This window comes from Streptomyces sp. NPDC051677, from assembly GCF_044453465.1.
Classification (GTDB): Bacteria; Actinomycetota; Actinomycetes; order Streptomycetales; family Streptomycetaceae; genus Streptomyces.
The window spans coordinates 1-10,682 of the sequence record NZ_JBITCT010000114.1 but is presented as its reverse complement, the minus strand read 5'-3'; the positions used below and the strand labels follow the sequence as shown (position 1 = coordinate 10,682).

11 protein-coding genes and 1 pseudogene are annotated in these 10,682 nt (G+C 68.4%); 5 read left to right on the top strand and 7 right to left on the bottom strand.

Annotated features, from left to right (window positions below; genetic code table 11):
* Positions 1-113 precede the first annotated feature (113 nt).
* Positions 114-1,220: an LLM class flavin-dependent oxidoreductase gene (locus ACIBAF_RS48615; protein ID WP_399473182.1), complete on the bottom strand. Its 1,107-nt coding sequence runs from the start codon at positions 1,218-1,220 to the stop codon at positions 114-116.
* A 389-nt stretch (positions 1,221-1,609) separates the two neighbouring features.
* Here ACIBAF_RS48615 and ACIBAF_RS48610 point away from each other — a divergent pair, with 389 nt between their 5' ends.
* Positions 1,610-2,020 (top strand): hypothetical protein, encoded by a 411-nt coding sequence (locus ACIBAF_RS48610; RefSeq protein WP_399473180.1) that lies wholly within the window; start codon positions 1,610-1,612, stop codon positions 2,018-2,020.
* Positions 2,021-2,197: 177 nt separating this feature from the next.
* Here ACIBAF_RS48610 and ACIBAF_RS48605 read toward each other — a convergent pair whose 3' ends face one another.
* From ACIBAF_RS48605 to ACIBAF_RS48590, 4 genes are all read right to left on the bottom strand, one after another.
* Positions 2,198-2,986 (bottom strand): polysaccharide deacetylase family protein, encoded by a 789-nt coding sequence (locus ACIBAF_RS48605; RefSeq protein ID WP_399473178.1) that lies wholly within the window; start codon positions 2,984-2,986, stop codon positions 2,198-2,200.
* Positions 2,987-3,538: 552 nt separating this feature from the next.
* Positions 3,539-4,036 (bottom strand): MarR family winged helix-turn-helix transcriptional regulator, encoded by a 498-nt coding sequence (locus ACIBAF_RS48600; protein ID WP_399473176.1) that lies wholly within the window; start codon positions 4,034-4,036, stop codon positions 3,539-3,541.
* 40 nt (positions 4,037-4,076) lie between these two features.
* Positions 4,077-4,358, bottom strand: coding sequence for an NAD(P)H-binding protein (locus ACIBAF_RS48595; RefSeq protein WP_399473174.1), 282 nt, complete (start codon positions 4,356-4,358; stop codon positions 4,077-4,079).
* A 269-nt stretch (positions 4,359-4,627) separates the two neighbouring features.
* On the bottom strand, positions 4,628-5,134 hold the full coding sequence (locus tag ACIBAF_RS48590; protein WP_399473172.1) for a hypothetical protein: 507 nt from the start codon (positions 5,132-5,134) through the stop codon (positions 4,628-4,630).
* Between the two features lie 863 nt (positions 5,135-5,997).
* On the opposite strand from ACIBAF_RS48590, the gene ACIBAF_RS48585 reads away from it, so the two are divergent.
* The 4 genes and pseudogenes from ACIBAF_RS48585 to ACIBAF_RS48570 all read left to right on the top strand — a co-directional run bounded on the left by ACIBAF_RS48585 (position 5,998) and on the right by ACIBAF_RS48570 (position 8,479).
* The gene (locus ACIBAF_RS48585; RefSeq protein WP_399473170.1) at positions 5,998-6,447 is read left to right on the top strand and encodes a spore-associated protein; all 450 of its coding nucleotides are present in this window, start codon (positions 5,998-6,000) and stop codon (positions 6,445-6,447) included.
* A 274-nt stretch (positions 6,448-6,721) separates the two neighbouring features.
* Positions 6,722-7,246 carry a PadR family transcriptional regulator gene (locus tag ACIBAF_RS48580; protein WP_399473168.1) on the top strand — a complete coding sequence of 175 codons (525 nt, stop codon included), beginning with the start codon at positions 6,722-6,724 and terminating at the stop codon, positions 7,244-7,246.
* Between the two features lie 18 nt (positions 7,247-7,264).
* Positions 7,265-7,510: pseudogene (locus tag ACIBAF_RS48575) on the top strand (ATP-binding cassette domain-containing protein); the annotation flags it as partial.
* A gap of 294 nt (positions 7,511-7,804) precedes the next feature.
* Positions 7,805-8,479: an LLM class flavin-dependent oxidoreductase gene (locus ACIBAF_RS48570; RefSeq protein WP_399473166.1), complete on the top strand. Its 675-nt coding sequence runs from the start codon at positions 7,805-7,807 to the stop codon at positions 8,477-8,479.
* On the opposite strand, the gene ACIBAF_RS48565 is transcribed toward ACIBAF_RS48570, so the two are convergent.
* Complete coding sequence (locus tag ACIBAF_RS48565; protein ID WP_399473164.1) at positions 8,468-9,112, bottom strand: hypothetical protein; 645 nt, start codon at positions 9,110-9,112, stop codon at positions 8,468-8,470. The genes ACIBAF_RS48570 and ACIBAF_RS48565 overlap by 12 nt on opposite strands.
* Positions 9,113-9,156: 44 nt before the next feature.
* On the bottom strand, positions 9,157-9,750 hold the full coding sequence (locus tag ACIBAF_RS48560) for a hypothetical protein (RefSeq protein ID WP_399473161.1): 594 nt from the start codon (positions 9,748-9,750) through the stop codon (positions 9,157-9,159).
* Between the last annotated feature and the right edge of the window lie 932 nt (positions 9,751-10,682).

The following is a 10,682-nucleotide window of genomic DNA, read 5'->3' as shown; positions in this document are numbered from 1 at the left end:
GACGGAGGAACTCCCACTCCTGATCAGACAGTTCATGGCGACGTATCACACGACCATGATCCACTACTCAAGATCAATTGAAGACACGACCTAGGCTCCCGGCAGCAGAGCTCCTAGGAGAGATCGTCCCCGTCGAGCAGCGGCGCGATCTTCTCGGCGTACTCCCTGACGGCCTCTCGCGCCAGGTGCGGCGGCGGGTTGAGGGTGACATTGCGCAGTCCTGCCGCCTCAAGCCGTCGGAGGATGTCCGCGATCTCGCGTGCCGTACCGGTCAGGGTCGTCATGCGGATGATCTGCTCGGTCAGCACCTCCTCCTCTCCGGGGAGCAGGTGGGAGAGATGGCCCCGGTGGGACTCCTGGTAGAGCCGGTCGCGCGGGACGCCGAAGCGGGCGAGCACCTTGCGCTCGTAGATCTCCAGGCGGTCGCGGATCGGCGCGGGGAGGTGCTCGCCGATGGCCGGGTTGTCGGCATAGGCGTGGAAGGGCAGCATCGCGACCGGGCCGACGCGTTCGAGCGCGCGCGGCGACATCGGGGATTCGCCCTCCTCGAGGACGCACAGCCCCAGCGAACACATCGTGTGGAAGTCGCCGACGCCCTTGCCCGCCTCAGCCGCTGCTGCCCTCAGTTTCGCGAGGGACGTGCCGAGGATCTCCGGCGCGTTCACCATGGCGTTGCAGCCTTGAAGGCCCATGATCCATCCGTCGCCCTGCTCGTAGGCGACGCGGCGCGCACGTGGTCCGTCCGCCGCGACGTAGACAGGGATGTTGTCGCAGGTGACGTAACGGTCCTCCGGGGTGTGCCGCATCCGGACGAACCGGGCTGTGTCACCTTCCCTTTGGGTGGCTTCCTCGCCGTCGAGCAGCGCTCGGCACGAGGCGACGTACTCCTCAAGGCGACTGACGGGCATCCCTTTCAGACCCAGAATCGCGCGCCCCGTGTTGCCCGTGCCGAGGCCGAGGAAGACCCGGCCCGGGGCGAGTCGATTGACGGTCGCGATCGCGGTGGCACAGGCGGGGGCGATGCGGTTGCTGGGAATGGCAAGCATCGTGCCGATCCGGATGGCCGAGGTCCGCTCGGCGGTCAGCGCCATGGCCACGAAGGGGTCACCTGCGATGAGCGGTGAGTCGACGAAACCCACGCTGGCGAAGCCGTGTTGCTCGGCATAGGCGGCGTCATCCCATGAACCGTGATAGCTCATGAGTACGAGACCGACCTCCATGACGTCTCCTTCCTGCCACTTCTTCCATCACGGACTCGCGGGCCACAACATCGGCAACCGCTCAGCCGTGCGAAATGCGGCGGCACTCCTTTGTGCGAACTGCAGAGGCACCGTAGCAATGCTATCGGTAGCACACAATACCTGAACCAATAATGCGAGAGACTAGGCAGCGTCAGTGCTATCGTTCGCAGCCGAGCCTCGGTGACTCAGGATGCGCCGGCCCATGAACTCTCGGCCGCGAGGTCTCTTCACCGATGTCGGCGACGCCCCGAAGGGAACACGGTGAAAGTCCACAAGAAGTTTGGCAGCAGCACGCGTAGGTCCCCCGGATTCCGGTCCATCGCGAAATTCCGGTCCTCCGCCCGGAGCATGCCTTCCGGACTCGTACGGTGAGCGCCCCGCGACCGGAGCCGGTGATCCTCCGGGTCTTCACCGACGAAGCCGGCCAGAGTCGGTTCGGGGAGATCCGACTGCCCGGCGGGAAGAGGCGCTCCGAGGTGTCGACCTCCGTCGCATGGCTGTCCGAGAAGATCCCCGTACACGGCCTGGTCTGGCGACGCGTGGAGGAGGAGGCCCCACCGACGGTGCCGCACAACGCTCCGCGCCGCCAGTTGATCCTGCCGCTGTCCGGAGCGGTCGAGCTGGAGGTCAGCACCGGGGAGGTGCGTACCGTGCATCCAGGGCAGATGATCCTCGTCGAAGACACAACGGGCGCCGGCCACATCACGCGCGCAGCCGACGACTCGCCGCGAGTCACCCTCATGCTCGAACTCGGCGACGAGCCCTTCCCCGGACTCTGAGCCGGGCCACCGGCGGACAGGCGCCACCCCGCAGGCTCACCCGTGCCGTCGCTGACGACGGCCGGGGCCCGGGGTGATACCGGTACACACCGCGGGACGCCCGCTTTCAAGGCTCACCCGTCCCCCTACGAAGAAGAGCAGCACCTGACCCCGGCACCCGTACCCCAGCCCGGCCTCTCACGGAGGCGGCTCGGCCGCCACCTGCCCGGCGCTGAGCACGTCGACGCGAGTGTGCGCGAGTGCATGTTCCAGGACCCGGCGGAGTGCGGCGACACGTGCGTCGTCGACACCGGTCACGAACGGGTGGACGATCAGCGTCACCAGACCGCCGTTCTGCGCGGCCTCGTCCACCAGCCCCATCCAGTGGTCGGCGACGCGGTCCGGCTTCCTGGGCCCCTCCGGGCTCGACTCGTAGTGACAGAAGTCGATCATGTCCCAGGTCCACGGTATGGACACGATGCCGCCAGGCAGCGTGGCGACGGCGACCGTCTCGCCTTCTTCTCCATGGCCGCGATCGATGCTGCTGTCGATCCGGTAGCCCAGCTCGCCCAGCACCTCAAGCGTGCGACTGCCCCGGTACCCTCCGGGGGCGCGGAACGCCACAGATTCGAAGCCTGCAAGCCGCAGAGCCGCCGTGCCGTCCCACAGCAGCTGCTCCCGACCGCGGTCGTCCAGTTCCTCGTCCCAGCGCTCGTGCACCCAGCCGTGCAGTCCGATCTCGTGGCCGGCCGAGGCGATCCGCTCCAGCACATCCGGGTGGTGCAGCCCGTTCCAGCCCTCCACGAAGAAGGTCGACCGCAAACCCAGATCGGCGAAGAGGTCCAGCAGAGCCGGCACACCCAGGCGCAGGCCGGGCTCCTCCGGGTCCGGGCGCGCCGCCCTGCGCCTGCCGACCGCCCGCGCCAGGCCCAGGTTGTCGACCGTCAGGCAGAGCGTGCCCCGCCTACTCCTGTTCGCGCCGTCCATGGCTTTCTCCCATCCGCCGGACGCAGCACACGCCGATCCAGAGAACGGCCCTGCCGCCGACGCCTCAAAACAACGGCGGTCCGGAGCCAGCCATTCTCCTGCCAGGACAATCCAGGTGTGCGCCGGTATATATTTTTGGGCAACGATCATGCAAACGCTCCGAATAGTGGGCGCAGCGTCTTCTCTCCGGGATCCACTGAAATCCGCCGGTAGCTCCTCCTGCCGCACCGTTCTTCTCGATCGCAGGAATCCATGACGCTTATTGCCCGCATCCCAACGGGCCTGCGGCAGGCCGACCGCATCGCCGAATAAGGCCATACAGGTCGAGTCGCCCACTGTTCGGACACCTCTGCCTGCCGGCTCCCCCCTCCCCCCACCACCTCGCACCTGTACGTGCGTGCGGCAAGGGTGGCCGACCGGCTGGCTGTGGGGTCGGCTGAGCCAGACACAGCTTACCCCTCAGTGCGTGCGCACGCACGTACTTGGCGGCCCTCTTCATAGAGGCGTCGAAACCCGCACCTCAGTGCCGCCGACTGGATGAGCCGCTGGTCGCTAACGAGGGGACGCGGCCCGCTTCGGGGCTCGTGCGGGATGCCCGATGGTCTCCAGCGCCCGAGCCAAAGCGTCCAGGTCGACCCCATCCAGATGGTCGATCAGATGTCGGCGAATGCTGGCGACATGCGTTGATCGGGCCTGCTGCAGCCTGGCCAGTCCCATGTCGGTGAGGACGGCATTACTGCCACGGCCGTCGTCACTGGCTTGAACGCGCCGCACCAGCCCATCATTCTCCAGCCGCCCCACGGCGCGACTGACGGCACTCGGTGACTTGTGACAGTGGGAGGCCAGGTCCACGAGCCGCAGTGTGCTCTCGGGCGCCTCGGACAGGAACATCAGCACCAGGTACTCCGTGTGCGTCATGCGCTCCGCACGGTCCAGGTCGGCATCGAAGGCTCGCATCATCGCCGCCACAGCGGGAAGCAGCGCCCTGATCACCGCCTCTTCGTCGCGGCGAAGGGGAGCGACGTCATCACCGGTTGCCATGACAGCCATCCTACAAAGGTGCTTGCGCGCGCACGAAAGACGGGACGCCTCATCCGGCCCGGCGGTGGCGCCCCCACCCCGCTCGCATCGGGCCTGGCGGCGTCACGGTCCGGGATCCTGTCGAGGTGCTCAATGAAATACGGCCTGCGCTGTGAGGCCCGTTGGTGAGAACCGCCGGACGGCCCAGAGTCCAATTCAGTCCGCTGACCCTGATCAAATCGTCGGCAATCGCCTTGTCGGCCACGACTGTGCCCATCAGCAGCCTGCCGAAGAGCCTGGGCGCCATGGACGCGTGGGTGGCGGTCGGCCCTGAACCGAGCGCCGAGAGCATGACCACTCGCTTGGTGCAGATCCAACTCGGGTGGCTTTCCGGGCCGGGCCGAGAATTCGATCCCGTACGGGATCTACGACATGGCCGCGAAGTAAGGGCACGGCAGGGAACTTTCAGGCACGCGAGTCCTTGAACCCGGCAGCGCACCGAGCCTGGCCGGGCACCCGTCGACGCGACCCCGGCGACTGAAAGCGGTGAGGGCGGGCCGGGCCGCCTCACCATGCGGGGCAGTGGGGATAGCCGCCCCGCGCCCAAGGGGTCTGTCGCAGTTACGCGGTGGCCTCCGGCGTCGGCATCGCGCCGCCGCCCCTCGTCGCCTTCCTCTCGGCGTGCTTGTGCTCCCGCTTCCGCTTCGCCTGTTCCTTCCTGGCCTGGTCGGCGGCCTCTTCCATCGCCTTCAGCTCATCGCGTACGGAGTCGGCCGAGCGGCGTTCGAGAATGGCGTCGTAGCGCATGGCCAGCCGGTCCAGGACCTGGGGGTCGGTCTCGCCGACCTCGGCGAGGATGACCGTGCCGCCCCGCGGGACATGCGGCGTGACGGCGCTGACGGCGCTGACGACGCCGACGGCCAAGGCGGCCTTCTTGTAGTCGTGTCCTCCCCCGATCAGCGCACCAATGCCCCAGTCCATCAGCACGCCGAGGGGACCGGCGAGAACACCGACCAGCGAGCCCACAAGCCCGCCGACCCTCGCGTTGCGCCCGGCCTCGGTGTCTATGCCCTCGGGGGTGCGCACCGTGCCGTCTGTGAGGCGTTCGATCAGGACGGCGCCGGACACGGCGGCAAAGCCGCTGCGTCTCGCGTGCTCGCGGACCAGGGACCGGTGGAGGGAGCCGACCGGGAGGCGTGCGCCGAGCTGCAGGCGCGGGAGGGCCCGCGGCGCTCTGGGCGGTACGTCTGCCGCCGGCTACGAGGCGCTCGTCTACGCCCGCACCCGTCCTGCCCCGCCAGGGGTAGCGGCCGGGCCGGGGTAGCGGCCGGTGGCGTCGTCGCCGTCGCAGACGACGGTGCTGCGGGCGTTCGCCGGCATGGCCGAGAAGCTGAGGACTCCGCCGGCGCCGGGGCTGGCCGAGCCGCACGCAGGCATGTGAGTGAAATGGCCATGCGGTTGCACGCGGGACGGATGGCGATGCCGGCCGGATCCAGGAGCGTCGCGCCCCCAAGTGAGTTGCTCGAGCGAGCGTGACCCAGGTCCAGGGCCCCCGTCCGGCACGCAGCATCCGGGGCCGGAAGCCCCCCAGCCGGCCCCGGGGCACCTGCACCGTGACGGCGCCGACCTACGCCATCAACTTCCCGGGGCGTTTCCCGGCCGGCCGTCAGCCCGCCTGGGAAGCCGCTGCCGCCCAAGCGTCGCCGCCGGCCCGCTTTGCGGCCGTCGTCGGCATTCCTCAACCGGCCCGCAGCAGTCCCTGCACGGTGCGTTGACGCCGCCACACTGCGCACCACGTCACCACAGCGCCGTGAGACCGCGCGGCCCGAGCCTGGCACGCACCGCTCACACGCCTCCGGTTGCGTCCCAACTCAGCCAAGTATGACGCCAGTTATGACTGAAAACACCAGTAACTCCGGCACAACCATCCGAAGAACCTACTTGTCACATAAGGCAGGAGTAATCAACTCCTAAGAATACAAGGGGGAAATATGCGATTCACTCGCTCCATACTGGGCGCTGCCGCGCTGGCCGCCGTGTCGGTGGGGGCCACCACCGCCCTGGCGGCGCCGGCCTCCGCCGTGCCCAACACCACCCCGCAGAAGGTCTGCGGAAGCGGCTACAAGACCGTGAACTCCGCCGCCATCGGCTCGCTGGGCACCGTCTACCTCGCCTACAACGCCGCCAACGGCAACAACTGCGTCGTCACCATCCGCAACAACCCCGGCCCGGCCGTGGACATGTCCGCCTGGATCTACGTCCCCGACACCAACGAAGGCGACGACGACTACGGCCGCTACACCTCCTACGCAGGGCCCTCCTACGTCATCGGCAAAGGCCACTGCGTCGACTGGGGCGGTGCCATCGCCAACACCTACGTGCAGGTGATCGGCTCCAACTGCGCTTCCCTGAAGGAACACCGGACCGCCTACACCCGCTGACCCGTCCCATCCGCCTGCTCACCGCGCTTCGACGCAGGACACGCAGAAGGCAGCAACGGTCCAGCTCCCCCTGGCGGAACCCACCCGGCTCCGCCAGGGCGAGCACGCAGGCTCCGCAGTCCGCGGCCGAGCGAGGAGCGTTCACGCGGTCAGCCTGGGCCGACAGCCTGTCTCCGGACCGTGACGATCCAAACTCCCGGCCCCCTCGCCTGCACGGCCGTACACCCCGCCACGGCCTGCACACTCGGCGTACGCACACTGCGTATACACGATCATGTCCATCGGTCGCACCCTTCCAGGTCTCCTGGAGACCGGTCCTCGCCACGGCCACGACCTCAAGCGGGCCTTCGACGAGAAGTTCGGTCACGACCGGCCGCTGCACCCCGGTCAGGTCCACTCGACGACGTCCCGGCTGCTGAAGAACGGTCCCGTCGAGGTCGACGGGACCGAGACGGGCGGCGGTCCCGAGCGCAAGCGCTACGCAATCACCGACGCCGGCGTCACCGACGTGCAGCGGTGGCCGGCGACCCCGCAGAAGCCGGAGGAACACCTCCAGCCGACCCTCTGCACCAAGGTCCTCCTCGCCCTGCCCACCCGGCGCGACGCCACCGAGGTCCCCGACGCCCAGCGCTCCGAGCATCTGCGCAGCATGCGCATCCTCACCGACCGCAAGCGCAAGGGCGATCCGGCGGATCAGCTGATCTGCGACCACGCCCCGTTCCGCCTGGAGGCGGACCCGCGTCGGCTGGAGCTGCCCGCCGCCCGACCCGACGGACTCCGTGAGGCCGCGGCCCGATGAAGGCTTCCGCCCGGCTGCCTGCTCACCGCGCAGGACCTGCGCAAGACGCGCGGCCCGACCCACGCGCTGAACGGCGCCGAGATCTCCATCCACCCCAGCGAGGTTGTCGCCGTCATGGGCCCCTCCGGGTCCGGCAAGTCCACGCCGCCGCACCGCCTCGCGGGCATCGTGCCGCCCGACGCCGGGTCGATCGCCCACGACGGGCGTGAGCCGACGAACACGAGCGACGCCCGGCACAGCGCGCTGCGCCGCTCGGAGCTCGGCGTCGACGCGGCACGGGCGATCCTGGAGGTGGTCCCTCCGAACAACCCGCGTCTGGTAACTCTCCACGACCTGCGGCGACTACTGCGAGCCGCATGGCGAGGCACGGACCCGCGCCCGCTGACAACGGCTGGCGAGGAGAGCTGAGACACGACCTCGGAGAGCGACCTCCTGAACACCGCGGAGCGAACGTGACACACACCTGCCACACCGAGTTCGACTGAACGCCAGTAGATCCCCCGCGCGACCGCCCAGGCTCACGCAGGTCCGACTGCTTCCTTCGTCCAAAAGGGCGACATGACGACAACCGACACCATCCGCTCCATCCGCCGACGCCTCGGCCCTGTCGGCGTATACCTCGACACCCGCCTCGGTCGCGTTCTGCCGTCGGCGGAGGTCCAGCGGCAGGCACTGGCCCGTGTCGAGGATCTGGGCTACGGCTCGGCGTGGACGAACGAGGCTGTCGGCGGCAAGGACGTTTTCGCGCAGCTCGGCGTCTGGCTCGCGGCGAACGAACGCATCGTGGTCGGTTCCGCCATCGCCAACATGTGGGCGCGACCCGGGCGAACCATGGGTGGCGGTGCGGCCGTGCTGGCCGACGGCCATCCCGGGCGGTTCGTGCTCGGCATCGGCACCGGCAAGGCGGATCAGGCCGCCGCCGTCGGTCTGCGCTATGACCGGCCGCTCGCGCAACTACGCGACTACCTCGACCAGATGGAAGCACCTCCCTTGTCCATCGCGCCCCCGGCCGCGTCATCGTTCCCTGTGCTGCTCGGGGCGGTGGGACCGAAGATGCTGGCACTGGCCGGCGAGCGCGCCGACGGTGCGCTGCCCGCGGCGGCACCGCCCGAGCAGATCGCCGCCGCCAGGGAAGTCCTCGGTCAGGACAAGCTGCTGATTCGAGCTGCGGCTCCTCCTGCCACCCGGCTCGCTCCTGCCGAGATCGGTCTGCCGCGCTGGCTACGAGAATGACGGCGGGACTGGCGGTGGTGGAGGTGGTGGTGGCGGTGGCTGGGCCCGTAGTAGGGGCAGCGGGGTGTGCAGGTGCCAGATGCCGGGGAGGTGCAGTCGGGCCTGCCGCTCCGCCAGCGGGATCTGCTGAACGGTGAGACGTGCGTCCAGCACACACTGCCCGCTGCGTACGGCGACGATATGGGCGTCGCGTACGACGGTGACGAGCCCGCTGATCCGGAAGAGAAGGTCGAGCCAGACGTCGAGGGTGCCGACCTTGGCGCCGTCCAGGAAGACGTCGATGTAGGGACGGTGCTTGGACGTGATCTCGTGGCTCGCCAGCGCGACCACCTCCTCGCTGCCCGGCGTGGCCCGGGTGCGGTGCGCGGCCTCGGTGAGGGCGGCGTGTCTGCGCCAGCCGCCGGCCGCCACGTCGAAGACGTCGAGGGAGAGGAAGGAGTCGATGGAGCCCGCCAGTTCGTGTTCGACGGCCTGGTCGGCCGCGGGCGTCAGGGGTCGCGTACCGCGGAAGAGCCCGCTGGCCGCGCCGCCGCCGTGGAGCGGGCCGGCGAGGGCGTCGGCCGTGTCGGGGCACTCCGAGCCGAGCAGGAAGGCACGGACCGTGAACGGTTCCGCCGGAGCGGTAGTGGTCATGACTTCACCTCGACAGAGGTCTTCGGTAGGTCTTCAGTAGGTCTTCAGTGGAAGCGCTGGTCGCCCGGGTCCGGATGGGGTTCGAGCCGTACGGTGCGGTTCACCGAACCGCCGTCACGTCGCTCGCGCAGCCCGACCGTTCTGGACCCGGAGCGCAGTGCCGTGCCGATGTGGTCGCGGACCCAGCGCGGTCCGCGTTGGTGGTGGTTCACCAGGAAAAACAGGAGGGCCAGGAGCAGTACGGCCCCGAACACGGAAGGTCCGACCATCCATCCGACGGGGATCGCCGTGCCCCCACCGCCGGTGCCGGTCACGCCGACGGTCCCCGAGTCGGTCTCGCTGGTCGTGCCGTTGCCGGTTCCGTTCGTCTCTCCGTTGGTGCCGCCGTTCTCCGTTCCCCCGTGCTCCGTTCCCCCGTTGTTCGGGTCACCGGTGGTGGTGCCGTTCGTTTCCGTGTCCGTCACCGTGAAATCGGCGTCGGCGTAGTACTCGTCGCCGTGCTCCATGCAGGCGGCCCGTACGGTGTGCGTTGTCACGGACGAACCCTCCGGCACGTCGAAGTCCTCTGCGAAGTCTCCCTCGGCCGAGACCTCGGCCCCGGTGATGAGCGCGTTGCCGTCGTCCCACGACACACTCACCTCTGAGCAATTGAATCCCGAACCTGTGACCGTGACGGATGCCCTCGAACGACCACTGGTGGGATCCAGCACGATGTCGGGATCCCAGTCATGGGTGGGTGTGACCGTGAACGTCGTGCTGCCGTATTTCCCGTTGCTGCAGAACGCCCCGACGGGGTGAGAGCCGACTTCGGCGTCGTCCGGGACATTGAATGTGTCTCCGGGGCCGAGGAGCTTCTTGTCCCAGTAAATGCCGGTGATGACGCCGGCCCGGACTCCAGCCCCTGGCCAAGCCGCTGGCGGCTCGAACTCATCGTCCTTGTCCGTTGGAGAGGAGGAAGATCCGTCAGGCGAATCGTCAGGTTCGGGACTGGACCCGGTACAGCTGTCGAAATCTATGTAGACGGGAGTTCCCGGCGGCCCCTCGGAGGGGCTCAGGATGATCGGCTCCTGCTTCGCCACCGCGGCCGGCGCCCAGAACGCCGTCGGGGCCCACCCGATCGCGATGCTCACCAGCACCGCGGTTAGGCATTGCCAGAAAGATCGCGCAGCGGATGTCATGAGCCGAAGCAAGTTGGGGCGAAGAAGGAGAAGGAACGAACGGGCGACACGGTGCCTGGGAAATCCCGTCCTCAGGCATCGCCTCGTTGCCTCGTTGTCTCTTTGCCTCTTTCATTCTCCGCCGTCTCGCCGTTTTCCGCGCGTCGTGAGGTGCGCGACCCGCACCCCAGATGTCCCCGAGAGGGCAGGGGAAGTCGGCAGGACAGCTTCCGCTGCAAATAATTGAACGGGACTCAAGCCGACGGAACCGGAGATGCCCGTGCCGCTGGGGGAGGTGTTCGAAGTCTCAACCCACCGGCGCTAGGTCGTGTCTTCAATTGATCTTGAGTAGTGGATCATGGTCGTGTGATACGTCGCCATGAACTGTCTGATCAGGAGTGGGAGTTCCTCCG